The 25,614-nt window shown below is 55.7% G+C and carries 18 protein-coding genes and 1 other RNA gene; 12 read left to right on the top strand and 7 right to left on the bottom strand.

The genetic code is table 11. The annotated features are described in order from the left end of the window. Positions 1 to 556: 556 nt before the first annotated feature. Both ffs and F7D09_RS05895 read right to left on the bottom strand, forming a co-directional pair. An RNA gene (ffs, locus tag F7D09_RS05890) (signal recognition particle sRNA small type) lies at positions 557 to 651 on the bottom strand. A gap of 47 nt (positions 652 to 698) precedes the next feature. After that, complete coding sequence (locus F7D09_RS05895; protein ID WP_152234513.1) at positions 699 to 2,264, bottom strand: amino acid permease; 1,566 nt, start codon at positions 2,262 to 2,264, stop codon at positions 699 to 701. A gap of 280 nt (positions 2,265 to 2,544) precedes the next feature. Here F7D09_RS05895 and F7D09_RS05900 point away from each other — a divergent pair, with 280 nt between their 5' ends. The 12 genes from F7D09_RS05900 to F7D09_RS05955 all read left to right on the top strand — a co-directional run bounded on the left by F7D09_RS05900 (position 2,545) and on the right by F7D09_RS05955 (position 18,520). Next, positions 2,545 to 3,600 (top strand): glycosyltransferase family 2 protein, encoded by a 1,056-nt coding sequence (locus F7D09_RS05900; RefSeq protein ID WP_152234484.1) that lies wholly within the window; start codon positions 2,545 to 2,547, stop codon positions 3,598 to 3,600. 71 nt (positions 3,601 to 3,671) lie between these two features. Then, entirely contained in the window at positions 3,672 to 3,824 is a 153-nt protein-coding gene (locus F7D09_RS05905) for a type II toxin-antitoxin system RelE/ParE family toxin (RefSeq protein ID WP_152234485.1), read from the top strand. Next, positions 3,796 to 4,137, top strand: coding sequence for a HigA family addiction module antitoxin (locus tag F7D09_RS05910; protein WP_226836004.1), 342 nt, complete (start codon positions 3,796 to 3,798; stop codon positions 4,135 to 4,137). Before F7D09_RS05905 ends, F7D09_RS05910 begins: the two co-directional genes overlap by 29 nt. A 233-nt stretch (positions 4,138 to 4,370) precedes the next feature. Next, positions 4,371 to 5,630 carry a UDP binding domain-containing protein gene (locus F7D09_RS05915; RefSeq protein ID WP_152234486.1) on the top strand — a complete coding sequence of 420 codons (1,260 nt, stop codon included), beginning with the start codon at positions 4,371 to 4,373 and terminating at the stop codon, positions 5,628 to 5,630. A 538-nt stretch (positions 5,631 to 6,168) separates the two neighbouring features. Continuing rightward, a complete protein-coding gene (gene rfbA / locus F7D09_RS05920; protein ID WP_152234487.1) occupies positions 6,169 to 7,059 on the top strand; it encodes a glucose-1-phosphate thymidylyltransferase RfbA in 891 nt (296 codons plus the stop codon). Positions 7,060 to 7,209: 150 nt separating this feature from the next. Continuing rightward, positions 7,210 to 9,180: a rhamnan synthesis F family protein gene (locus F7D09_RS05925; RefSeq protein ID WP_152234488.1), complete on the top strand. Its 1,971-nt coding sequence runs from the start codon at positions 7,210 to 7,212 to the stop codon at positions 9,178 to 9,180. A gap of 75 nt (positions 9,181 to 9,255) precedes the next feature. After that, on the top strand, positions 9,256 to 10,092 hold the full coding sequence (locus tag F7D09_RS05930) for an ABC transporter permease (protein WP_152234489.1): 837 nt from the start codon (positions 9,256 to 9,258) through the stop codon (positions 10,090 to 10,092). Beyond that, positions 10,092 to 11,357: an ABC transporter ATP-binding protein gene (locus F7D09_RS05935; protein WP_152234490.1), complete on the top strand. Its 1,266-nt coding sequence runs from the start codon at positions 10,092 to 10,094 to the stop codon at positions 11,355 to 11,357. Before F7D09_RS05930 ends, F7D09_RS05935 begins: the two co-directional genes overlap by 1 nt. Before the next feature lie 54 nt (positions 11,358 to 11,411). Beyond that, a complete protein-coding gene (locus F7D09_RS05940; protein WP_152234491.1) occupies positions 11,412 to 14,717 on the top strand; it encodes a DUF4422 domain-containing protein in 3,306 nt (1,101 codons plus the stop codon). 6 nt (positions 14,718 to 14,723) lie between these two features. After that, entirely contained in the window at positions 14,724 to 15,932 is a 1,209-nt protein-coding gene (locus F7D09_RS05945) for a hypothetical protein (protein WP_152234492.1), read from the top strand. Positions 15,933 to 15,980: 48 nt separating this feature from the next. Beyond that, positions 15,981 to 17,027, top strand: a complete 1,047-nt coding sequence (locus tag F7D09_RS05950; RefSeq protein ID WP_152234493.1) for a glycosyltransferase — start codon at positions 15,981 to 15,983, stop codon at positions 17,025 to 17,027. A 56-nt stretch (positions 17,028 to 17,083) separates the two neighbouring features. Beyond that, positions 17,084 to 18,520, top strand: coding sequence for an oligosaccharide flippase family protein (locus tag F7D09_RS05955; protein ID WP_152234494.1), 1,437 nt, complete (start codon positions 17,084 to 17,086; stop codon positions 18,518 to 18,520). Between the two features lie 7 nt (positions 18,521 to 18,527). Here the strand turns inward: F7D09_RS05955 and F7D09_RS05960 are convergent, their stop codons facing one another. From F7D09_RS05960 to F7D09_RS05980, 5 genes are all read right to left on the bottom strand, one after another. Beyond that, positions 18,528 to 20,729: a DUF7657 domain-containing protein gene (locus F7D09_RS05960; protein WP_226836006.1), complete on the bottom strand. Its 2,202-nt coding sequence runs from the start codon at positions 20,727 to 20,729 to the stop codon at positions 18,528 to 18,530. A 174-nt stretch (positions 20,730 to 20,903) separates the two neighbouring features. After that, the gene (locus tag F7D09_RS05965) at positions 20,904 to 21,938 is read right to left on the bottom strand and encodes a C40 family peptidase (RefSeq protein WP_152234495.1); all 1,035 of its coding nucleotides are present in this window, start codon (positions 21,936 to 21,938) and stop codon (positions 20,904 to 20,906) included. Between the two features lie 46 nt (positions 21,939 to 21,984). Beyond that, a complete protein-coding gene (locus tag F7D09_RS05970) occupies positions 21,985 to 22,521 on the bottom strand; it encodes a hypothetical protein (protein ID WP_152234496.1) in 537 nt (178 codons plus the stop codon). 16 nt (positions 22,522 to 22,537) lie between these two features. Then, on the bottom strand, positions 22,538 to 23,989 hold the full coding sequence (locus F7D09_RS05975) for a hypothetical protein (protein WP_152234497.1): 1,452 nt from the start codon (positions 23,987 to 23,989) through the stop codon (positions 22,538 to 22,540). Between the two features lie 435 nt (positions 23,990 to 24,424). Beyond that, complete coding sequence (locus tag F7D09_RS05980) at positions 24,425 to 25,570, bottom strand: glycosyltransferase (protein WP_152234498.1); 1,146 nt, start codon at positions 25,568 to 25,570, stop codon at positions 24,425 to 24,427. Between the last annotated feature and the right edge of the window lie 44 nt (positions 25,571 to 25,614).

Consider the following 25,614-nt stretch of genomic DNA (forward strand, 5'->3'; position numbering starts at 1 on the left):
CCCCGGCAAAAGGCCGGACCGGGGGACGGGTGAGACGCAGGCACATGACGCATGTGTCAACCATGCCCCAGGACATACCGTCAACCATGCCCCGACACATGCGTCATTCATGCCCCGAGACATTACAGTCAAATTATTTCAACGGACCGTACTCGTAGCACCTCCTCCGAGTACGGTCCGTCAATATTTCAAGACGAACCGTACCCATACAGCCGTTCGGAGTACGTTCCGTTAGGAATTCCCGACCGACCGTACCCGTACGCCCGGTTCAAGTACGTTCAGTCGATTATCAGATGACGGAACGTACTCATAAACCCCTCCCCCAGTACGGTCCGTCACAGATTCCTGACCGAACGTACTCGTAGGCCACTGTTCGGGTACGGTCGGTCATGAAACGTAAACCGAACGTACTCGTAAGCCCCGTCCCCGGTACGGTCGGTCGAGAAACGCAAACGGAACGTACTCGTAGACCGACGAGCGAGTACGGTCCGTCGTGATGGGGGTAATAATGGTAGGCGGCGCATCGGCACATGTCGGCGCCAACGCCGACGTGAAAAAGAAAAACCTTCACGCACCCACCAGAGGCCACTTACCCTTGCTGCATTCCTGCCCTGGGGGAGTTGGGTGACATAGCGCCGCGTGAAGGCTGTATCAGTATACACCACCCGTGGATATCTCACGGGCGCGCGTCGCGACGGCTACTCGCGCAACGCCTCGCGCAGGCCGCGCGTACGCCAGCGGTCACGCAGCAGGCAGTAGCCGCCGAAGACCGCGAGCCACACGACGCCGGCGATCGCCGAGCCGCGCGTATCGTCGGCCAGGAACAGCGTGCAGTAGACGAACACGAAGAACGCGATGGCCAGCGTGTTCGTGACCTTCCATGCGGGCATGACGAAGCCGTCGGCGATGAAGTCGGCGGAACGACGGTACTTGCGGTGCGCGATCATCGTGAGCACGTAGATGAAGATGATGACCGCGGACGAGGCGGACGCGAACAGCACGAACGCGCTCGACATGCCAGGGATCGCGTTGACGGCCGGGGAGAGCAGGATCAGCGCGGCGGAGAACAGGATCGCGCGAGCGGGGACGTGCCGGCTGGAGACCTGCCCGACCTTCTGGAACGTGGGCGATTCGGACTCGCGCGCCAGCTGGTAGAGGTGGCGTCCGGCCGAGTAGAGCAGCGAGTTGAGTGCGGACGAGGCGGCCGTGATGACCACGAAGAACACGAGCGCCGCCGCCCACTTGAGTCCGGCGTACTGGAACACCATGATGAACGGGGATGCGAACGAGCCGTCCTTGTTCGGCGTGAACGAGGTCCACGGCACGATGACCATAATCGCCACGAGCGCGCCCACGTAGAAGATGAGCACGCGCACGATGATTTCGTTGACCGCCTTCGGCAGCACCTTGCGCGGGTTCTGCGTTTCGGAGACAGTGACGCCGACGAATTCGATCATCTCGTAGGCGTAGAAGACCATCTGGAAGCTCATGAGGAACGCGAGCCAGCCGTTGGGTGCGATGGAGAAGTTGTTGGTGATGTTGTCAAATCCGGCGTGGCCGGCCGGCGAGACGGCGTCCTGGCCGGTCACCTGCACGGCGTCGTAATGGTAGCCGATGACGACCATGACCACGGCGGTCGCAATCATCGCGCAGATGAGCGTGATCTTGATCATCGAGAACCAGAATTCGGCCTCGCCGAACGCTTTGACGGCGATGAGGTTGATGGTGACGAGCGCGGCGAGGAAGCATAGTTCGATCAGCCATTTGAAACCTGACAGGTCGATGCCGAACGTGTCGAAGAACGTGATGAAGTACGTGGAGACGGCGGTGATCTCGCTCATGCCGATGAGCACGAGCACGATCCAGTACGACCATCCGGCGAAGTGCCCCCAGCCGTTGCCGAGGTAGCGCGTGATGAAGTTGATGAACGTGTGCTGGCTCGGGTCGCGGTACATGAGTTCGCCGATGGCGCGCATGAGCAGGAACATGATGACGCCGACCGCGATGTACACGAACACGATGCTCGGACCGGTCAGCGCGATCGACTTGCCGGATCCGAGGAACAGGCCGGTGCCGATGGTGCCGCCGATGGCGATGAACTGCACGTGACGGTTGTTGAGGCCGCGGGCCATCTCGTTGCTCTTGTCGAGGCTTTCGACCGACTTCAGCGTGGAGGCGGCCGTCTGGCTTGCGGACGTAGCGGACGTGGTTTCGGAGCCGGTCGTTGCAGCCGCGGCGGTCGCGGTCGTTCCGCTCGCGGACATGGCCGGGCTGGCGCTGTTCTTCTTCTCGTTCGTCATAACCGGCTATGGTACCGCGAACGCTGACGTGCATGCCCGTAACATTTCAGCGCGCACTCGCCGGCGCGCTCACGGAGCGCATTCGCGCGAATCGCGACGCCCAACGCACCCACTGCGTCACGCGGATCGCCCGACCCACGTGACACGACAACGAGAACCGTTGCAATATCAAGGGTTTCGCAACTTGCGTCACATGGCCCGGGCGGCCCGTGTGACGTGAGGGGAGCCGCTACAATGGACAGTCATGACTGCAATTTCCGCAACCGAGCCGCTTGTCTCCGTAATCGTGCCGGTGTACAACGCCGAGCAGTACCTGCGTCACTGCGTGGATTCGATTCTTGCGCAAAGCCACCGCAATCTCGAGGTAATCCTCGTGGACGACGGCGCGACCGACTCCAGTCCGGCGATCTGCGACGAGTACGCCGCAGCCGACCCGCGCGTCACGGTGATCCACCAGACGAACGGCGGCATCTCGAAGGCGCAGAACGCCGGTCTTGACGCCGCACACGGCGAGTTCATCGCCTTCTCGGACAACGACGACATCCTGGACCGCCGCAACATCGAGCTGCTGCTGCACGCGCTGCTCGCCACCGGCGCCGACATGAGCAAGGCCCGCTGGCGTCAGTTCGGCGTCTCCCAGATCGACGAGGTGGTCGCCGAAGCCGCGCAGGGCGCCGACGAGCCTGAGTCCGTGACCGTGTTCCGCAATCCGCTCGCCGCCTACCAGACGGTATTCTGCAAGAGTCTTCGCCTGCTCGGCTCAGCACTCGGGAGGCGCACGGAGACGCGGTATTTCAACGAAGCGAACTGGTGCCGCCTGTACCGGCGCGAACTGTGGGACGGCCTGCGGTTCCCCCTGGGCCGGTATGCGCAGGACATCACGATGGCCGGAAAGCTGTATTCGCGCATGACCAAAGTCGTAGATGTGAATCGAATACTGTATTTCTGGCTCCAAGAGCCGGATTCGGTCACACATTCCAAGCGAACCGCGGCCTTTTGGCATGACAACGCACTTGCCGCCGCCGAAAACTTCGCGCTGGCGATGCAGCATGGCGTCAATCCGTATCGCAGTTATTTTGAGCTTGTCAACAGCGTGCGAGAAGAAGACAAAATGTTGAGAGGAACTGCCGACGCGGAAGACCACGATCAGGACATGGACAACCTGCATCACGACGCCGCACGGATGCACGAGCTGTTGGCGACTCTTTCTCCGCAGCAAAAAATGCGCTGCGCAACGATGTCTCGAATCCGCTCGTGCGAGAACATCGTGTACGATCGCAAGATCCATGGCATGAAATAACAACGCCACATACAGCACACCAACCAATACTCTCATTTGACGATAGTATCATGACGTGATAGTATCGTCAAATGAGAGTACATGGCAACTGGCTGGAGCCGCCGCACGGCGATCTGGCTGGATACTGGAGCATACGGGTCAATCAGCAGTATCGTCTTGTATTTCGTTGGGACGACGACGCACAGGAGGCAATCGATGTCCGATTCGACGACGACCACCACTGACACGCCCATCACCGGCATGCCCATCACCACCGACCGGCAGTGGTACAGCTCCCCCGGGCAGATTCTCAAGGAGGAGTACCTCGAACCGCTCGGTATCAGCAATTACCGGCTCGCCAAGGCCATCAACGTGTCGGAGACGGCGGTGGGTGAGGTCATACGCGGCAAGCGGCGAATCAGCACGGCGATGGCGGTCCGCCTTGCCCGGGCGCTCGACACGACGCCGCAGTACTGGCTCAATCTGCAAAACGACTACGACCTACTGACGTTCGACACGGCGTCCGTAGGAGACATCAGGCCACTGGTTTCGGCTTGACCAGCTGTGCGCGCACAGCTTCCGGCACCGCCAATCCGCCGCCGGCGAACATGCGGTGAATTCTTCGGCGGAAAACAGGCGGTTTGCGGCGACCGCCCGGTTGGAACGTTAGAATATGGTCTCAGCGATTGCGCCGGACCGCCGGCACAACGCGATATCGCAAGCATTACGGTCACGACCGTCGGAATCATCCGGCCGATGCGACCTGTACGGATAGATATAAAGGAGTTGCCGTGAAGATTGCGGTTGCCGGTACTGGTTATGTGGGACTGTCGGTGGCGCTGCTGCTGTCGCAGCACAACGAGGTTCACGCGCTCGACATCGTGCCCGAGAAGGTGGAGCTGCTGAACGCGGGCAAGAGCCCGATCGTGGACAAGGAGATCACGGCGTTCCTGGACGGCAACGCGAACGGCAGCCGTCCGCTGAACTTCCAGGCGACGCTCGACGCGCAGCAGGCGTACACGGGCGCCGACTACGCGATCGTGGCCACGCCGACCAACTACGACGCGCAAAAGAACTACTTCGACACGTCGAGCGTGGAGGCGGCCATCGCCGCGATCCGCCAGTACGACCCGTCCGCATGGATCGTCATCAAGTCGACGATTCCGGTCGGCTACACGGCGCAGCTGCGCGAGAAGCTGGGCGACAAGCGCATCCTGTTCTCCCCCGAGTTCCTGCGTGAAGGCCACGCGCTGTACGACAACCTGCACCCGAGCCGCATCGTGGCCGGCGCCCCGCAGGACGACGCGGAAGCCGTGGCGGCGGCGCACACGTTCGTGCAGCTGCTGGCCAACGGCGCGGATCCGGCCGAAGCGCGGCGCGTGAACCCGGACGGCAGCACCGGCATCCCGCAGCTGGTGGTCGGCACGACCGAGGCGGAGGCAATCAAGCTGTTCGCCAACACGTATCTGGCGCTGCGCGTCGCATACTTCAACGAGCTGGACACGTACGCGGAAAGCCGCGACCTGAACACGCAGGAGATCATCAAGGGCGTGTGCCTGGACCCGCGCATCCGCGACGACTACAACAACCCGAGCTTCGGCTACGGTGGCTACTGCCTGCCTAAGGACACGAAGCAGCTGCTGGCAAACTACAGCCAGGTGCCGCAGAACCTGATCGGCGCGATCGTCGAGTCGAACCGCACGCGCAAGGACTTCATCGCCTCCGAGATCGAGGAGCGCGTGGAGGAGGCCCGCGCGAAGGGCGTCGCGAAGCCGGTGGTGGGCGTGTACCGCCTGACCATGAAGTCCGGTTCCGACAACTTCCGCCAGTCCGCCATCCAGGGCGTGATGAAGCGCATCAAGGCGCGCGGCATCGAAGTGGTCGTCTACGAGCCGACGCTGAACAAGCCGGACTTCTTCGGCAGCGAGGTCACGCACGACCTGGCCGCGTTCAAGAGCCGCTGCGACGTTATCATCGCGAACCGCTGGAACTCCGACCTCGCCGACGCCGCGGACAAGGTCTACACCCGCGACCTCTTCAAGCGCGACTGAGCGCCGGTTGCGTGCGGCTTACGGCCGCGCAGCCGCACACCGCACGCAACCCCGCGGTTTCATGGTGCGAGATGCCCGCTTTCCCCACCCGAAAGCGGGCATTTCGCACCATCAACCCGGCGATGGCGGCCTGCGGTCCCGGCAACAGTGGCGGAAAAGTGGCGGAAAAGTGGCGGATTCAAATATTACACAATTCCTGTGCGATGACCATTTGACGGAATCCGACATTGCAGTTCTTCATGAAAACAACCGCATAGAGGCAAAGAAGGCAACAGACACACTGCCCGCCACACGTTACGAAATCGTGTAGCCGCCTCTCCGGCTCGTGTAACGCTACTGTGCTCGTGAACAACTTGCTCACGAGCACAGTAACCACAACCATGACCCCAGCCCGGCGCCCGCATGCTCACGGGCTCTCCACAGCTGAAGTGTTATACTGAACATCGCTTTTGTTCGTCGCCGACGCGGCGTAAGGGACGCACTCGGCGGCGCTACGCGACGCGCGACGACACGCGACATACCGGAAGGAACGGCTGATATGAAGGGCATCATTCTCGCGGGAGGTTCGGGCACCCGACTGTACCCGCTGACCACTGTCACGTCGAAGCAGCTGCTTCCCGTGTACGACAAGCCGATGATCTACTATCCGCTGAGCGTGCTGATGATGGCCGGCATCCGCGACATCCTCATCATCTCCACGCCGCACGACCTGCCGAACTTCGAGCGTCTGCTCGGCGACGGCGAACAGTACGGTGTGCGGTTCAGCTACAAGGTGCAGCCGAGCCCGGACGGTCTGGCACAGGCGTTCATTCTGGGTGAGGAGTTCATCGACGGCGAGCCGTGCGCGCTGGTGCTCGGCGACAACATCTTCTACGGCAACGGTTTGGGTCGCACGCTGCGCAAGGCCGCGGCGGTCGAGCACGGCGCGACCGTGTTCGGCTACTACGTGGACGATCCGGAACGGTACGGCGTGGTCGAGTTCGACAAGAACAAGAAGGCCGTGTCGATCGTGGAGAAGCCAGCGCACCCGGCGTCCAACTATGCGGTGACCGGACTGTATTTCTATGACGAGCGCGTCACCGAGTTCGCCAAGCAGGTCAAGCCGTCGGCGCGCGGCGAACTGGAGATCACCGACCTCAACAAGATGTACCTGGAAGACGGCTCGCTCAACGTGATGACGCTCGGCCGCGGCTACGCCTGGCTGGATACGGGCACGATGGACAGCCTGTACGAGGCCGGCGAGTTCGTGCGCACCGTGCAGCGCGCGCAGGGCCTGCCGATCGCCGTCGCCGAGGAGATCGCCTACGAGAACGGCTGGATCACCCGCGACGAGCTGCTCGTCGCCGCCGAAAAGTACGGCAAGTCCCCCTACGGCAAGCACCTCAAGGACGTCGCGGACGACAAGATCATCGCCCGCCCGGCGGACTGAGTGTGGCGGGACTGTCGGAGATATATTCTCCTGCTACCGCTTCTTCGCATTTTTCATGCCTTCATAGAATAAATCAGACGGTTCCCACTAATTAGTCTCCGCCGCATACCGCCTGACACACCAGCACAGCACCAGTAAAGGCACACATCCATGGAGAACAACGAACCGATGAGACGTCTTGGCATCTACTGTTTCTATGACCGCAACGGCCATGCCGCATCGTTCATCGACACGTTTCTGAAAGGGCTTACGCCATATCTCGCCGATTTGGTCGTGGTGGTGAATGGCAAACTTGATCAGGAATCCCGCGAACTGTTTGAGCGTTATACAAACCACATCATCGTGCGAGATAACACCGGGCTTGATGCCGCCGCGTATCGCGAAGCGATGCTGCATATCGGGTGGAAGACGCTGGAGTCCTATGATGAGGTCATCTGTCTCAACGATACGATTCTCGGCCCTGTATATCCGTTTAGCGAGATGTTCGCGGTAATGGACGCCAAGCCCGTCGACTTTTGGGGTATCACCGCATATCCGGAAGAGACCGTCAACAACGAGCACATCCCCACGCATCTGCAGGCATACTGGCATGCATATCGGCGTTCGCTGGTTTCATCGCAGCAGTTCCAACAGTATTGGCAGGATCTGCCATCATTCAAAAGCTATGCGGCGGTCACACGCAAGCACGAAATGACCTTCACCCCGCATTTCGCCAATCTTGGTTTCACGTGGGCGTCATACATTGACTACGAGAAGTATCGTACGCGTTCCACTTATCCGCTGCTGTACATGCCCACCGATCTGGTTCGGGATGACCGTTGCCCGGTCTTCAAGCGGCGCTCTTTCTTCTTGGAGTATCAGTATTACTTCGACCAGACAGCCGGTCAGCCGGGACTGGACTTGTACGAGTATCTTCGTGACCACACGGATTACGATGTCAATCTGATTTGGGATGCGCTGCTGCAGTCATACAACCTGCTGGACATCCATCAGGCGATGCACCTCAGCTATGTACTGCCGAAGGCCACTGAAAATCCGCTACGCGAAGATGCCCAGCACGTCAAGGCCGCGTTCATCCACCACATCTACTTCCTTGACCTACTCGACACCACGCTGCGGTATATCGCCAATATCCCCGATTCCGTCGACCTGTACATCACCACCACGCAGGATAAGATCGAACCGATTCGAGAAGCCATGCAGAAGGCCGGGCTATTGGAGAATCGCCAGGTCGCCTTCATCCCTGTACAGAACCGGGGACGCGATGTCTCCGCGCTGCTGGTCGGCGCCCGAGACGTGGTGCTGAACGGCAAATACGACGTCATCGGCTTCGCCCATGACAAGAAATCAAGTCAGAATCAGGACAACGGCCATCATGGCACCGAGACAGAAGGATTCTCTTACAAGCTGTTCGAGAACACGATGGGATCGCGCGACTATGTGACCAACATTCTCGCCCTGTTCGCCAATAACCCTCGTCTCGGCATGGCTTGCCCGCCTCCGCCGTATCATGCGCTGTATTTCGCGCATACGCTCCCCAGCGACTGGGGCCCGAATTTCACCATCACCAAGGACCTGCTGGAGAAACGGCTTCGCATCCATGTGCCGTTGGACAGCACCAAGCCGTCCATGTCGGCAATGGGCTCCTGCTATTGGTTCCGCACCGAAGCGCTGCGCCCACTGTTCGAATATCATTGGCGGTATGAAAGCTTTCTGCCCGAAGGCCAGATGGGCCCTGATGGCACGATTTCCCACGCGATCGAGCGTTCTCTCGGCTATATCGCGCAATCACAGGGCTACTACCCCGCATGGGTGTTGAGCGACCATTATGCGCGTATCGAAGTAGATTCCCTGTTCTATACCACGAACACGTTGCTCACTTCGTTGGGTAACACCCGCCGCGGTGAGACGCTGCTGGCAAATGCCGGCCAACTCAGGTATGTACTCACCACGCTGGGCATGATTCGACATCTCGCCCATAAGCCGCTGCGGCTGATTGCGAAGGTTTTTGTCAGGCCGCTACCCGAGCCTGCCCGCAATGTGATCTATCGGGTAGGCTGGGCACCATTGTCGTTCGCCTATAAGGTACGTTACTGGGTACGTCGCAAGCGTCTGAAGTGATACGGAACGGGCTCCGTCCGCTCCGTATCACTCATGTGTGAGATGCGCGGCTGCTGGTAGAATAAGGATTTTGTGATGAAAACGACTCGCAAGACTGCGGATAAGCTTCGATACTCCCGTGTGATTCTCAAGGAGCTGGTGAAGACCGACTTCCAGCTTCGCTATCAGGGATCCTTCCTGGGAGTGGCTTGGTCTGTACTCAAGCCGCTCATGCTGTTCTGCGTGATGTACGTGGTGTTCGTCCGGTTCCTTAAGTTCTCCGATGGCACCCCGACCTTCCCGATGGTGCTGCTGCTGGGTATCGGCCTGTGGAACTTCTTCTCCGAGGCCACGACCATGGGTCTGAACGGCATCACCGGTCGTGGTGATGTACTGCGCAAGGTCGATTTCCCGAAGTACATCATCGTCGTCTCCGCTACGGTCGGTTCTCTGATCAGCCTCGCCATCAACATGGGTGTGGTGCTGGTGTTCTGCATATTCACCCACGTCCAGTTCACCTGGAATGTGCTGTGGCTGCCATTGAACTTCTTGCAGCTGTATATTCTGGCGTTGGGCATGGCACTGTTGCTCGCCACGATGAATGTGTTCTTCCGTGACATCCAGCATATCTGGGAAGTCGTCATGCAGGCGCTCTTCTATGCGACGCCTATCATCTACCCGTTGTCCCTGGTCGTTACGCAGCTCGGCCCGAAGGGCGTCATCATCCAGAAGCTGATGCTGCTCAACCCGACGGCTCAGATCATTCAGGATATCCGTCACAACCTGATCGCCCCGGATACCACACCAACCGTCTGGACGATGTGGAACGGGTCTCCATTGCAATTCATTCCCCTACTGCTGACGCTGCTCATACTGTGGTTGGGCGCGTACGTGTTCCACAAGCATAGTGCCAAGTTTGCGGAGGTGCTCTGATGGCCGAACAGCTTCCTATGAATTCAGCCAACGCCGGTTCCGATGTCGTGCTGAAGGTCGACCATGTCGCCAAGTCCTTCCGTCTGCCGACGGAGCAGGCGTCCGGGCTGAAACAGGCCATCATCAATTGGACCAAGGGCATCAAGGGATACAAGACCCAGCAGGTGCTGCGCGACATCAATTTCGAGGTCCACCGTGGCGACTTCTTCGGCATCGTGGGGCGCAATGGTTCCGGCAAGTCCACGCTGCTGAAGCTCATCTCTAAAATCTACGTTCCGGATTCAGGTTCGATTACCGTCAACGGCAAACTTGTCCCGTTCATCGAGCTCGGCGTAGGTTTCAATCCCGAGTTGACCGGACGCGAAAACGTGTATCTGAACGGAGCGCTCCTCGGCTTCACCCATGAAGAAATCGACGCGATGTACGACGATATCGTCGAGTTTGCGGAGCTGGAAGATTTCATGGACCAGAAACTCAAGAACTATTCCTCGGGCATGCAGGTCCGTCTCGCATTCTCGGTGGCGATCAAGGCGCAGGGCGATGTTCTGGTGCTCGATGAGGTGTTGGCCGTCGGCGATGAGGCGTTCCAGCGCAAGTGCGACAACTTCTTCACCCAGATCAAGAAGGACCCGACCAAGACTGTCATTCTGGTCACCCACGATATGGGAGCGGTCAAGAAGTACTGCAACAAGGCCATCCTCATCAAGGACGGCGAGATTATCGTGAGCGGCGATAAGGAAGAGGTCGCCAACCAATACACGCTGGAAAACACGAAAGTCAATCTAGTTCAATCTGGTGAGAGGCAGGGACTTAGCGAGCAGGTTCCTTATATCAAAATCATCCCGCACTCTCCCATGATCGTAACCCCTGAAGATTCATTTGAATTTACAGTAGAATTTGAAACAACTAAGGTAGACGACTACTACCTTTCTGTTTCCTTAACGGATACACGCCATGGCGTTATCGTCTATGAAACTTCCGATCGCGCCTACCCTATGGAGAGCAAATCCGGGAAGCAAAGCCTCACGCTAAGACTTCCTCTAAACCTGTTCAACAACTGTGATTTTCGAGTGCGTGCTGCTGTCCACGTACCCGATCCGGATAATCCAGAGCGCACCATCATGATCGCATTCACGAACGATGAAAATGCATATGTGTTCTATACACGTGATCCGCAATATGGTGATGGTCCTCTGATCAACGATGTTTCTTTCCCGATTGTTACCGTGACGAGCAGCAATGCGGAAAACATTGATGCCGACTAGCAATCGACGTAAACGATAATCAGCGCAAAACCACTGGAAGGATTGTTTTCTATAATGTCCACCAACATCAAGCTGTTTGTATCGTGTCACAAGCCGGGAATTCACATCCCGGACAACCCATTGCTCCAGCCGATCCATGTCGGTGCCGCCATCTCAAATGTCACGCTCCCGGGAATGCTGCGCGATGACGGCTCCGACAACATCTCGGCGAAGAACCGATCCTATTGCGAGCTGACCGCACAGTATTGGGCTTGGAAGAACGTCGACGCGGATTATTATGGCTTCCTGCACTATCGCCGGTACTTCAACTTCTCCGGTAAGGAGCTGCCCATTCATCATGAGCCGTTCATTTTCGGCGACGTGGTGGAAGAGCGCAATGACGATGCCACGTTGAAGCTGCTTGGCAATGATGAGGCGACCATGCGGCGGGTCATCGAGTCGCACGACTTCATCGCGCCGACCATGGCGTATGCGCCTGATGTCAAGACCGTGTACGAGCACTATCAGTACTCGGCCGGCCATCATATCGAAGACCTCGATACGGTGCTGGACATCATCAAGCTCAAGTATCCGGAAATCTGGCCAAGCGCGGAACGTTACATCAATCAAAAGGGCATCTACGCCTGCAACATGTTCGTGATGAACCGCGAACTGTTCCACGAGTATTCGGCGTTTCTGTTTGACGTACTCGCCGAGCATGAAAAGCTTACCGACATCTCGCATTACACTGCGGTGGCGCGACGAGTCTCCGGGTACCTTGGCGAGCGCCTGTGCGGCATGTACCTGACGTACCTGTATGACAAGGGCCTGAACGGCATCGATTTGCAGCGCGTGTACTTCAAGAACCCAAACGAGCCCGGCACCACTGTCTCCGACGACACCGTCGAAACCACGAAATCCCGCAAGAAGGAATTCATCCACATCGAAAACGTCACGCGCGGCCGTGGCAAAATCTACGCCACGCTGTCCGCGGATCAGAACGTCAACGCAGCCAAGTTCACTGCAACGTCGAAGACCGAGCAGGACTGGCCGCTGCCGGTCAAGGTGATGGATACGAGCGCATTCGGCCCCTTGATGGTGCTACCGTTGACCGGCGTCAGCCAGACGGTCACCGTTCAGGCGCTGGACAAATCCGGCACTGTGCAGAACACGCTGGTCAAGGAAATCACGCACAAGGAAGCCAAACGCCTTTCGCAGATGCATACGCTGCTGCGCAATGAGACCGCGACGCGCATCCGCAACTACGACAAGCAACCGTTACTGGGAGACACTCGCGTCAAGGTCATCGATGTCATGGCCGATGCCGACGGCTCCGACATCGTACAGGGACAGATCGTCGTTCCCGGCGTGAAGGCGAATGAGGAGCGCACGTTCATTGAAGTGAAGGTGCTCGATTCGGATGGCCATCCGCTGACCGCCGGAGAATGGACCTGCTTCAGCGACGAGACCGAAGAGATGGAGAATCTTCCCGGTTTCAAGGTGCGTCGCATCAGCTATTCCGTGCATATCCCGCATTCCACGTCATTCATGATCTGGGTGCGGTTCCCGGATTGCGCGACATTGCCGGACGCGTTCGAGCATTTCGACACCGTAGAGGTGGCGGAACACCGTCAGGGATGGCAGTCTATTCGCGAGACCGCGAACGCGACGCATGACTATGATGAGTGGTTCCGTGCCAATCATCGCGCGACGACCGTCGAGCTGAAACTTCAGCAGCAGGTCAAGTTCGACGAACAACCGAAGTACTCGATTATCGTGCCGCTGTATAAGACGCCGATTCCGTTCCTGCGAGACATGGTGAAGTCAGTCCAGCTGCAGACGTACCGCAACTGGGAGCTGTTGCTGGTCAACGCCTCTCCTGACGAAGTGGAACTGGCTGCAGCAGTGGATGGCTACTGCAAGGCGGATTCGCGTATCAAGCACCTCCATGTGACGGAGAACAAAGGCATCACGTTGAACACGAACGTGGGCATTCAGGCCGCAACCGGCGACTTCCTGTGCTTCCTCGACCATGATGACGTGCTGGAGCCGGACGCACTGTACTGCTACACGAAGGCCGTCAACGAGCATCCCGACACGGACATGCTGTACTGCGACGAAGACAAGCTTGTGGACGGCAAGTACCGTGAGCCGTTCTTCAAGACCGAGTGGAACCCCGACCTGCTACTCGGCATGAACTACGTGTGTCACTTCCTGACCGTGCGTAAGTCCATCATGGATACGCTCGACCTGCCTGGCAGCGAGTACGACGGATCGCAGGATTACCATATGACGTTCCGCATCGGCGAGAAGGCCCGGTACGTACATCACGAGCCGCGTGTACTCTACCACTGGCGAGTGCATGAGCATTCGACGGCGAAGCGCGCCGATCAGAAGGATTACGCGCTGGAGACGAGCCGTCTGGCGATTGAGACACATCTGGAACGCATCGGCGTGAAAGGCAGAGTGGTGGATTCGCCGCTGTCGCCGCGGCGCTTCGTGGTGGAATACGATCTCGGCGACCATCCGCTGGTCTCGATCATCATCCCGAACAAAGATGCGCTGCCCGTGCTGCATCAGTGCCTCTCGGCTATCCGCAAGTACACGACGTATGACAACTATGAGATTGTCATCGTGGAAAACAACAGCGAAAAGCCCGAGACGTTCGCGTACTATGACGCGGTTCAGAAACTTGATCCGCGTATCCATGTGGCGACGCTGACCGGCATGGATTCGTTCAACTTCTCGCGCATCATCAACTTCGGCGCCGCACACTCGCAAGGCGAGTATCTGCTGATGCTCAACAACGATACGAAGGTGATTACGCCGAACTGGATCGAGGAACTGCTTGGACCGTGCACACGAGAGGACGTCGGCTGCACCGGTGCGAAACTGCTGTTCCCGGACGGCACGATCCAACACGTGGGCATCGGCTTCGGCCCGTCAGGCCCAGGCCACATGTACCACGCCTATCCGGCGAATCTGGGCGGAAACTTCGAGGCGACGCTGCTCGCTCGAGACATGGGCGCAGTGACGGCCGCCTGCCTGATGGTTTCGCGCAAGGTGTTCGAGGCCGTCGGCGGCATGGACGAGGAGCTCGCCGTCAACTATAACGACGTGGACTTCTGCCTGAGCGTGCTGAAGTCCGGCAAACGCGTGGTCATGTGCCCCACCGCCCAGCTGTACCACTTCGAGTCCATGTCACGCGGAGCCGAAGTCAGCGGCGCCAAGGCATTGCGTTTCCAAAGCGAACGCGGCCTCTTCATGCGTAAGTGGCCCGAGGTCTTCCGCGCCGAGACCGCGCCTTTCACCAACCCGAATCTGGCGTTCGGCGACATGTTCGAAGAAATCAATCACGGTCAGCGTGAAAGTATTTGGTGATGAACAATGACTTCAGCGGAACAGACAGATGTTTTTTTAAGAGACCTTAATCAAAGTGCGCCTGTAACGCTAGTTTATGATGAGCTCAACCGTCTGAATATCCGTGGTCATCAGGTTCAAAGGGTAAACCAGAAAATATGGATAAAAAAGTGTAGACATAAGCAGTCCTCAAACAAGCGCAATTATCGAATAACCGTACGACACGTAATTGTCGATTTTGTGTTTGTGGTGTCATTATTTGGACTGCTTTTGTCGCTTGCTTTGATGCAACCACCTTGTAGCTACATTCTTTTTGTTCTTTCACTGATTGGGTATTCTGCGACCTTGATATCCTTGAGCTGCGCTCCTCATGACAGTTTCGAATACCTTCTTCTGGAACGCATATCAGCATTTATTGCGCGATGGTCTCCCGCCACGTTTGCCACGCTCCTATATGTAATAGTAATTGTTCTGTTATACACAATCCACCAAGTAACCGCATCTAATAAAAATGCAACACTAGGATTGATAATCCTGTGGTTATTATCGCAGATTCTATTGCTTGTAGCCCAATGGTTTACTTATGATGCATGGCTGATTCCGCCTGTCATTCCTTTTTCAAAATATGTGAAACCTAAAACTACATTCTCTTCAATACTCTTTATTACATCAATCACAATTGGCACATATATTGCAAGCCGCGATGATGCACTTTCAAAAGAGATTGCATTCATCGCAGGAATCGTGCTTGCTCAAGTTTTCGCAAATCTTTACAGCAATCACGATAAATCAACAGACATGATCAGAAATCTTATTCAGACAATTGACGATGGGATATCGTATCTCACAAATTCTGATTCTTCGATTTCCGCAATGATGTGTTTTGTCCGCCTCGATAATATACTCGGCACAGATGTAATGGAAAGAAAAGTGGCACGCAATATTTTCGCGCCACCACTCCTGCAATTATGCCTTCTCGATTATATAGGCAAACTGATGTTTAACGATAATCCAACATATAGCGTTTCACGAAACGAAGCTACATACCAGTTCTTTAGTGAATACAAGAGCACGCTTATTATTTCAGCTAAAGGCAAGACGCAACAAAAGCAACTGAGAGACGCAGAAAAAATGATTAAGCAAAAAATAGAGCGCAAAGATATTTCCTTGCTGAAAAAGGAATTATTAAACTATCTTTTCTCACTGCGAGCACATCTGCAGCTCGAGCAGCATTAATAATCAATTAATACATCAATGATGCATTCTCGATAAAAGGAAACCACCATGCAGCACCCATTCGTATCATTTCTTATTCCGGTATACAACGCGGAGAACGATCTGCCGGCGACGCTGGACAGCATCGTGAGTCAGGATGATGGCTCGATTGAGATCATTTGCGTCAACGACGGGTCGAAAGACAGTAGCGCCGCAATACTCGAGGAATATGCCAAGCGGTATCCGTTCATCCATGTCTTTGCGCAGGAGAACCAAGGCATTACCTGCGCTCGCAACGCTGCTCTCGCTCATGCGCAAGGCGAGTGGCTGTGCTTCGTCGACAATGATGACATTGTTGCCGAAGACGCAGTAAAGGTCTTCCATAAAACCGCTGCGCCTGATCTGGATATCGTGTACTACGATTACGAAAAGTTCACCACTCCGATGCCGGACCAGTCCGCCAATCACATCGGCGCATCCACAGTTTTCCAAGGTCCTGACATCAGCAAGCTGCAGAGTGACTGCATCAATCGATTTCGGAGCAACACCCCGTTAGTCTCTCATAAGAGCATGCCAACGCCTTGGGCGAAGATATACCGTCATGCTTTCCTCGCAGCACACGGCCTTCATTTCAATCCTGAAGTGAAACACGAAGAGGATATCGTCTTTAATTTCGAGTTGCTTTCTTATTGTCAGAAGGCCAAGAAAGTTGATTACATCTCGTACTACTATCGCTGGTCAGTCAATTCGGAAAGCCATCGATACCGTCCTCACATCTTTGAGAACATTCACCATACGTTGAAAGCATATCAGGATATCGTCAATACACGATACTCAGACCGTGCTGACATCGCTGAACTGTACCGGTATCGCGTGCTGTGGGAATTGCTGTACTGCGTCGTCCTTGGGCCTATCCATCCGTTGAACCCGCAGTCGTATGGCGAACGCCGAAAAGAATTCCATGACCTGCTCAATGATCCGCTGTTCAAGAATGTGTTCCGTCATGCCAAGACCACCAAGTTCGAATTCAAGCAATCGGTTTTGGCCACGCTGATCAAATGGCATTGCTTCTGGCTGCTGAACCAGATGGGCCGGGTCATGACCAAAGCCCGATAAGCCACCGGTAGCATTATACTTGCCTCGTCACGTCACGAATCAAGAAAGTACATGGTATGCGCCGAGGATTGATCTACTCCTTATCCAGTAATGTCATCTTCTTCATCAGTGGATACGTACTTCACTTCTTCCTCGGCAATACCATGCCTGCGGCTAGTTACGGTGTTGTCGGCACCATTATCACCGTGCTGGACTTCGAGTACATGTTCCTAAGTAATGGGGCGCGGCAATCGTTGGCCAAGGAAATCTCGATGAAGCGGTTCAGCGCATTGAGCGTCATCGGCAAAACCATTGCGTTTCAGCTAATCGTGATTGCGTTCTTCTTCTGTGTGAATTTCTTTGGCGCCCCGGCATTCGGATATGTACTCAATGACGCTTCACTTGACTTCTATTTCAAAGTAGCCGCTTTTCTTATCCCGGCAAACGGATTCTTCGTTATTCTTCTCGGCATCAATGATGGCTTACAGCAGTTCGGCATCAGCGCACTGCTCGGCGTTATCTACCCTCTGGCCAAGCTATCAGCCATTCCGCTGGTACTAATCCCGTTCAAGGACAATCCGGTTGTAGGTGTAGAGCTTGGCTTCCTGTTCGCTCTGCTGGCATCCATCATTATCGGACTGATATTGCTCACTGCTTCTAGGAACCGACTGAAGCAAACTGACGGACCTGCCATCGCATTCCCAACCGTCGCCAAAAACACGCTGAGCTTCTCCCTGTTCTTCATCGTCGTCTCGTTGGTGCTTAGCGTCGATACTTTGGTAGTGAAGTCCGTTGTTCGGCCCGCGCAGATGTCCGGATACTATACTGGAGCCGTCAACTTCGGCAAGATTTCCTATTATTTGTTGTCCGCTTTCGTAACGGTGATTCTTCCCGTCATCTCAAACCTAGTAGGTGCGGGGAAGAAAGAACAGGCGATTGTCAAAGCACGTGAAATCATTGTCATCTCACTGTCGTTCATCCTACCTATTGCTGTAATCGTATCCTCCTCAAGCAATTTGCTGCTGACCGCGTTCTATGGAAGCGACTATCGTGCTTCAGCCGGTGCCCTGACCTGTCTATCATTGTCTAACTTCTTCATGGGCATGACCGTCTTGCTGAATATGATTCTGAATTCTCATAACAGTTCACGATTCTCAGACGTATTGTCCATCGCTTCCTTGCTGACTATCATCCCTCTGTTCATCTTTACAGCGAAGCACGGTGGAATCACTGCAATTGCTGCTACGAGCATGACCTGTACTGCTCTTTTGATGCTCGTGTCGTTCATCCGAGTGCGTCAGATCATTGCCAGCGTGATGAGTCCATCAGCATGGAAGGCCATTGGCGGAGCGGTCATCCTTGGCGTAATCACCTACGGAATTGATCTGATTGTTCCGCATATGAATCTTCTGTTGGTAGGCGCTTTGTATATCCTGCTTTACGCTGTGTACATCGGAGCGCTTTCCCTTGCAAAGGTAATCACGCCCACGCTGATAAAGTCACTGGCACAATAGCACCTCATCACCTTCCACCGGCAACCAGCCTGTATGGCGTCCTCCCATTGATCGTTCGACCGATGCGCACGAATGAATACCCATCCGGGAAGTGCATCGAGTCAAGCGGCTCAGTGGCGAGGACGTTTTTGACTCCTAGATCATCCAGCTGACGTGGCGTGGGGTGGAAAATGAAATCATCAGGTGAAACAAGCTCAAATGGTCCCATTCGACGAGCGGAAGGCATCTCCACAGCTGAGTCATCAATCGACATGCCTACATATGCGAAACGGTTATAGGCGGTTTTCCATTGTCCAGTCGGATCGATGCGTTTCCAGCTGACCATATCAGGCACGACCTGCAATGAATTGAATGTCTTCACACCATTGGCCACCATCAGATTCGCAATCCATGGGCTCCGCTCGCCCGACGCCGCCCACATGCCGTCATACTTTGACTGCAGTGCCTGCACTTGTTCAATCACCGGCTGCTTCGTTATCGGATCGGTTGAATACTGTACGGGATTGACCGACATACCGCTGATGAACAATACCACACCCGCAATTAAACCAGCTGAGAGCCGAATCGCCTTGTGCTCTGCAAGGAACGAGCATACAAACAATATCGACATCACACAGCATCCGCCGATAGTCAACGCTCCGATGTATGCAGGGTAGGCTTGACGAGTTGCAACAGCGGATATCCCCGCATAAATCACAGCAATGACAATGATCTGCCACATGCGCGGATTCCACGCGCGATATGCAGCGGCGCGCATCAGCAACAGGATATTGCAAATCGCGAACGCGACCATGATGCGATTGGGAGTAACCGGCGTGAGCAGCATGATCTTGGAAAGCCACAACGGAAAACCAATGCACGCGAAGCAGCCCAGCATTGTCACGACCGCAATCAGCGCCACACTGAATACATCAATCTTCTTGCGTTTCACCATATTGGCAAGAGACAACGCAATTCCCATTGGGAAGAGATCAATGAACAATGCCGCTTCTGTCGCGTTGTGAACCGCACTGTTCGCGACGAATTCCCTAAACGGAAGCATCAGCGTACCGATGGCGGAAAAGAAGAACACCGGCCTGTATCCGCCTCCAGTCGACTGCCGAGATCCGGGATACTCTGTGTGCAACGTTGCCATAATCGTTTCCATGGAAGGAATCAGGGATACCGTCATAATGACGGCAAATGCTACGACCAGAGCTGCAGCAATCGCAATGTCAGCCTTCGTGATGTGGATGGCTCCCCAGTGCTTGGCGACGACACCAACAATCAATGCAAGAAGGACATAAGCCAGAGGAATCTGCCAAGCCGGGTATAGCGACAGTATGAACATGCCGGCACAAGCCAGAATTGCCGCGGCATACAACGCCCTCGCCTTTATCCTGGTATCGGCAAGATAACGGTCAAAGCAACATACCGAAGTGAATACGGCAATCAACATCTCCGGGAGCGAGTTCACCGCAAACCACCACTGAATCAGTGGCGCAAACGCTATCATCGAAGCGCCCAAGCAGCAGAGTCCATGATGCTGCGCGCCTGTCTCCTTTTCATTATTGGTCAGCATCAGCAGAACCTGATAGGACGCAAGAAACAGCGCAACAAGTCTGGCACTCCAGTAGAAGGCAAGTCCTCGAGCACTGCCCAAAAGAAGATATCCCCAATGGAATGGCCGGAACAACTCGGCAAGGACCCAAACCGGCGCATCCTTGATGATGAACATGTCGGTCGACTTATTGCCGAACAACGGGTTGAAGTATCCGTAATGGTTATACCCCTGAGAAAACGCGAAAGGCGTGCCGACAATATACTCGTCTGTTCTAATCGGCCGAGGAGTCCCCCATACCACCCCTTGTGACATGTCACCGCCAAGCCAGTAGTTCCACATGCCCATCGAAGATCCGCTGATGTTAAGCGCTACCGAGAGCGCTACAATTCCTGCGCCAATAATGAAGCGATACTTATGGAGCGCCATGCCCGTACGCCGGATTCCAAAGGCAATCGCGCAGACAGGCACGGCGAGAACCAAAGTGAATACAATGAAGCGAATGCCATGTATATACCATGGGGTGAGACTACCGTACTGAGTCAGCCGGAAGAAATGCCTGATCACAGCTGGGCATAAGAACGTCGCTACTCCGCCGGCCAACAGACTGATTGCCGCCGCAACGCAGGTTCGCCCAACATCAGTGAATTTGATTGCTCTGCTGTCCATGCTCTTTGCTTCCTCCTCATTCCTATATCTGCTGCTACCCAATCATATGCGGGTGGTGGCATATAGGGGAGTAACGGCAATCAAGACAACAAGACAGGCTTATGTAGCAGTAGAGGTCTGCTCCGGCAAACCGGAGCAGACCTCTACTGTCCTCCCATCACAGCTATCGACACATCACAGGAACGGGCGAGCGACCTTGGTCGGGATACGTCCGTCATCGAAGATGTTGGCAATACGGACCCTTGGAGGATAGGCTTCGATCACCTGATTGTTGCCCAAGTAGATTGCTACATGGCCAACATAGAAGATCAGGTCGCCACGCTTACGCTGGTTCAACGCCACGGCACGGTAGAAGCGGGAGTCGGCCTGCATGTTGTTTGCGTCATGGCTATGGTACGGATCATACCAGTGCTTGTATGGGTTGTAATCGCCCAGATTCATACCTGTCGCGTACAACGATTGCATTACCAGTCCGGCACAGTCAACGCCTTTGCTTGGCGACAGCGCGTAATCCCAGACATAGCGCGAGCCCAGGTACTCATGTGCCCGCCGAATCATTTGTTCAATGGCTTGGTTGCGGTCGGCGTTCACCTGAAGACGCGAAGGCGTCGCATAGTTCCACGGTGATGGATAGTTGAACTTGACTGAACGGTTGCTCACCTGGAAGTACTGAGGCGGGTTCTGCCAGCCGTACTTGTCGGTTGCGCCGGTCTTGGAATCAAACCAGAACCGGTATCCCTTGTACATGTGCGTACCAGACAGACGAGCACCGGTTCGCTCATCGTACAGCTTGTAGATCTGGTTCCCCAGTTTCGCCCAACCGCCGTGGCGGTAGCCTGTCTTAGGTTCAAGATAGAACCACGAGCCGCCGATCTTATGCTCACCGTACAGCTTACGACCGTCCGGAGCATAGTACACATATTTGCCGTTGCTGAGCTTGCGCCATCCGGTGTACATCACACCAGTGTCCTCGGTGAAATAATACGAATTCCCCTGAATGGTCTGATCGCCTTTCAGCGGTACGCCCTGATCAAGGTAGAAAGAGTCGCCACCGACCTTCTGCCAACCGGTGACGCCGACGCTCGAGCCGCTGCCGACCTCGACTCCACCAGCAGCATAGGCAGGCGTCATGATGGACGCGGCAGTGATGACAGCGGCCACGGCAGCGACGACTCTGACGGCCTTGTGCCACATGCGTTGCTTCAACATATTGTGTTCCTTACTGTTCAAAGTTCTGTTGTCGGTTGATTGCTGGCTATTGAGCGGAATTAGCGGCGGGCTCGCTGCCGACTGCTTCGACAGTAAGCTGCAGGCCGGAGTTGTCGTTGTAAATCCACGTCACGTCCATGCCTTTCCAGCGTTCGGTTTTCAGCCCGTCGTCCATCTTGGCGTTCAGGATTCGGCTTCTTAGATCATCAGGCATGCCGAAGTTCTTCAGTACGCATTCAACGGCCTTTTTGTCTGAGTCCTTGCCGGACAGCAGGGTCAGCGATTTCCCGCCGTCCTCGGTGACCATGATCTCCTTGTTGATGGCGGTCTCGCTGAATGCTTCCTTCGTGTCGCAGGCAGTGTCCACCTTGGTGATCTTCGCTGGTGCGGCCTTGATGTCGGCAGCTTCTTGGGCTGCCTGTTCGGCGCGTTTGGAAGCGGGAATGACCCAGAGAGACACGACGGCGACGGCCACCACCAGTACCACGACAATGGCGGATACCACGAGGCAAAGCCAAACCGTCTTTTTGCGACGCTTCGACTTCTCACCACTCTGCAGCGAGTGCTCCGCGTTGTCGGCCATATCGGAGGAATCCTTCTCAGAGCGCATTCCAGCCGATTCCTTCCTGGCGCCATCCGAAAGTCACGCGGCCAACGGCTCTCCATTCACTGTACGTAGAGAACAGACGATCACCGGTATACGGGTTATACAGACGATACACATCTCTCAAACCATCTTCATGCACATGGAATGCCACACCTTCATACCGCCATCCGACCTTCATTGCCGCATTTCGCTCAGCCGCCGACTTGGTGAAGAAATGAGCGCCATTCTTTGGATAGTACAACCGGTATACGTTCGTGCCCTTTTTCGCCGCATAGAACGGAATTCCCTCACTCTGCCACTGGCCTCCCCTAATAAGTGTCAGATACTCATTCCTGCTAGCAGTGAAATGATGGAACCTCGTCTTCTTGTTGATGACACGATAGACCGGCGTCTTATCGCCATTGTCGAACACGGCATATGAAACCTGCAGTCGTGCAGCAGATTTCGTCGAATCGGTTCCCTGCGCAGTTAACACGACGAAGACCGTAATGGGCTGTGCTGTAGTGTTATTGAAATACAGCCAATTTCCTTCTGCACCACTACCAGACGTGCAGAAACTTGTCCCGCACAAAGAAGCCGTCCGCAGGCCAAGGAACTGGTCACCTTGCACAGATCCGTTAGACGATTTGTTCAGCCATGATGAAAAATCACCGGATGACGAGAATCGCAGACCGTTGCGCTGATCGCCGATATAACCGGCATATACATAGCTCCCGCCATTCTGGGTATCGAAAGGACCATGCGCGGCCATGATAAACGATGGACGGGTACCGCTCAGAGCAGCGTTATTTCGGATAGAGAACTTACCAGTCGTGTTTCGCGGAACCGTAAACTGGTATGTTGTAGCGCTCTGAACACTTGTGTCTTGAGCATTGGTGATGATACCACCTGACGCGTCAGCGGTATATGAACCTTTATATCCGTCAGAAATCTTTACCAAACCGTTATCTTTAAGCTTGCTGACCGCACAGCCGTTTGACTTGCATAAAGTAGCGAGTCTCTTTTGCGCGTCGGATTCGTATCGCTGGTAAGCGCTGGCAAAAGACGGAACAACAGACCACGAAGCCTCGCTGGCAGCAATGTTGGATGCTGATTGCGAAGAATCTTCAGGTTTTTCTTCGCTTCCGGTATCATCGCCATCGGAATTGGCCTCTGCATTATTGCTCACGACATCATCACCACTGTTGGATTGATCCACAGACAAACTGGATCCATCGCCGCCGTCGTTACCAGCTGCCGCATCGCCCTCGGCAGGAGCGGGGTCATCAACCGCATTATTACCATTATCGGCCCCGACGCCATCCTTATTAATAGCATCTGAGGTATTGCCCGGTGTGGCCTGCGAAGAATCCTGACCCGTAGATGAATCATCGGCGGCTGCATACTCAAGTTGAATCATGCCCATCGACAGCATCAATGTCGATGCAGCGAAAACAGCAGCCATACGGTGAAATACACGCGCGGAAACCATCTTGGCCCTTTCTTTCTGCTTCTCTTCTGCCTGCTCATGGCAAGGATACAAGTACAGTCACGACATTCTAACCAACATTTCGACTGAATGACACATCAGCAAAATTCGATTTCTTACATCAGTGTGTCAGCTGAGCTATAACCATTTTGGACTCCTCGTTCCAATGCGGACGCAGTCACCAGGTATGACCAAGATACTAGATATTATTGAACGTACTGTCGATTTAATCGTCAATACGGCGGACTTAGTGTCAGGAAATTCCATTGCCGCCATGACATGCATTGTCGATATGATTGTCATCGCATGGCAGACTTGGGGCCTCATCCGCTCAAAACAAGAACTATGCCAGATCTTAAGGCAGCACCCGCGTCATGCGCGGTCCTCGACAATTTGGCATTCCTCACAAAATCATCGGTAATGCCGCACATGCCCACGCACCCACTGCGCCAGCGGTTTGGCGACCTCCTGCGGGGTGAACGAGACCGCGGTCGCGGAGGCGGCCTGCTGGGCGCGGCGCAGCTCGGCCGGGTCTGCGAGCAGTCGTTCGATCGCGTCGGCCAGGTCGGCCGCGTCACCGGGCTGCACGTAGGTCACACCGTCGCCGAGGACGCGGCGCTGGGGTGCGGTGTCGCTGGTGATGACGGCACAGCCGGCGGCCATCGACTGGTAAACCTTGTTCGGCACCACGTGCAGGCCTTTCGGCGTAGTGGAAAAAATGCCGAGCGAAATCGCGTGGCCTGCCACAAGCGCCGGCAGCTGCTCCGGCTCCACCCATTCGCGGAAGTCCACGTTGGTCACGCCATCGAGAATCCGCCGTACTTCGGCATAATCCTGACCTTTGCCGATCAACGTCACACGCGGCGTCACGCCACGTTCGGCAAGCAGACGGACCGCCTCGGCGATCACCGGAACGCCTTGCAGCGGCGTGTACAGACCGTAGAAGACGACGTCATGCGAGCGAACATCACCGTTGCCGTCGCGCTCGGCTTCACGCTCGCGCTCGCCGGCCGCATACCATTCGTCGGGAGCGCCGACGGGGAGCACCATGCTCGCATGGCCGGCCGGCATCATAGCCTCATGCTCCTTGGTGTCCAGCACCACCAGATCGGCTGCGTTGATGGCCTTACGGTCCAGGCCGTTGAGCAGACGGACCTTCAGGCCCTGCGCGCCGCGGTCCTTGGCGGTGTCGCCGGCGAAGATCAGATGGTCCAGAATGATCGGCACATGCTTGAAGACACGTCGTGCGAGCAGCACGTCGAAATGACCCATGTAGCCGACCAGCACCGCGTCCGGTTTGCCGTTGCGGCGCATCCATGCACGCGCATCCTTGCGCAGCGCACGCCACAGGCCGAGCAGGTCCCACGCGAAGCCGAACAGCTTCCATGGTTTTTTGAGGATCTCCACGCGCTGCGCGGTCGACAGTTCCAGCGGATGGTTGATTTCTTCGACCGTGCAGCCGTTGCGGCGCAGACCGTCGATGAGAATGCCGACGCGGGGATGCTTGCGCACGTTGTAGGTGCCGAACGCGAGCACACGAGGACGCCTGTCAGTCATCTCAGCCTTCCGATTCAGTCGATACGCGAACTACGTAATTCCTA

Source organism: Bifidobacterium leontopitheci, from assembly GCF_009193355.1.
Classification (GTDB): Bacteria; Actinomycetota; Actinomycetes; order Actinomycetales; family Bifidobacteriaceae; genus Bifidobacterium; species Bifidobacterium leontopitheci.

Excerpts from the sequence above, each read along its gene's own strand:
- F7D09_RS05895 (WP_152234513.1), bottom strand. The coding sequence starts at position 2,264 with ATGTCCGCGAGCGGAACGACCGCGACCGCCGCGGCTGCAACGACCGGC.
- F7D09_RS05900 (WP_152234484.1), top strand. The coding sequence starts at position 2,545 with ATGACTGCAATTTCCGCAACCGAGCCGCTTGTCTCCGTAATCGTGCCG.
- F7D09_RS05905 (WP_152234485.1), top strand. The coding sequence starts at position 3,672 with ATGAGAGTACATGGCAACTGGCTGGAGCCGCCGCACGGCGATCTGGCT.
- F7D09_RS05910 (WP_226836004.1), top strand. The coding sequence starts at position 3,796 with ATGTCCGATTCGACGACGACCACCACTGACACGCCCATCACCGGCATG.
- rfbA (WP_152234487.1), top strand. The coding sequence starts at position 6,169 with ATGAAGGGCATCATTCTCGCGGGAGGTTCGGGCACCCGACTGTACCCG.
- F7D09_RS05925 (WP_152234488.1), top strand. The coding sequence starts at position 7,210 with ATGGAGAACAACGAACCGATGAGACGTCTTGGCATCTACTGTTTCTAT.
- F7D09_RS05930 (WP_152234489.1), top strand. The coding sequence starts at position 9,256 with ATGAAAACGACTCGCAAGACTGCGGATAAGCTTCGATACTCCCGTGTG.
- F7D09_RS05935 (WP_152234490.1), top strand. The coding sequence starts at position 10,092 with ATGGCCGAACAGCTTCCTATGAATTCAGCCAACGCCGGTTCCGATGTC.
- F7D09_RS05940 (WP_152234491.1), top strand. The coding sequence starts at position 11,412 with ATGTCCACCAACATCAAGCTGTTTGTATCGTGTCACAAGCCGGGAATT.
- F7D09_RS05945 (WP_152234492.1), top strand. The coding sequence starts at position 14,724 with ATGACTTCAGCGGAACAGACAGATGTTTTTTTAAGAGACCTTAATCAA.
- F7D09_RS05950 (WP_152234493.1), top strand. The coding sequence starts at position 15,981 with ATGCAGCACCCATTCGTATCATTTCTTATTCCGGTATACAACGCGGAG.
- F7D09_RS05955 (WP_152234494.1), top strand. The coding sequence starts at position 17,084 with ATGCGCCGAGGATTGATCTACTCCTTATCCAGTAATGTCATCTTCTTC.
- F7D09_RS05960 (WP_226836006.1), bottom strand. The coding sequence starts at position 20,729 with ATGGACAGCAGAGCAATCAAATTCACTGATGTTGGGCGAACCTGCGTT.
- F7D09_RS05965 (WP_152234495.1), bottom strand. The coding sequence starts at position 21,938 with ATGTTGAAGCAACGCATGTGGCACAAGGCCGTCAGAGTCGTCGCTGCC.
- F7D09_RS05970 (WP_152234496.1), bottom strand. The coding sequence starts at position 22,521 with ATGGCCGACAACGCGGAGCACTCGCTGCAGAGTGGTGAGAAGTCGAAG.
- F7D09_RS05975 (WP_152234497.1), bottom strand. The coding sequence starts at position 23,989 with ATGGCTGCTGTTTTCGCTGCATCGACATTGATGCTGTCGATGGGCATG.
- F7D09_RS05980 (WP_152234498.1), bottom strand. The coding sequence starts at position 25,570 with ATGACTGACAGGCGTCCTCGTGTGCTCGCGTTCGGCACCTACAACGTG.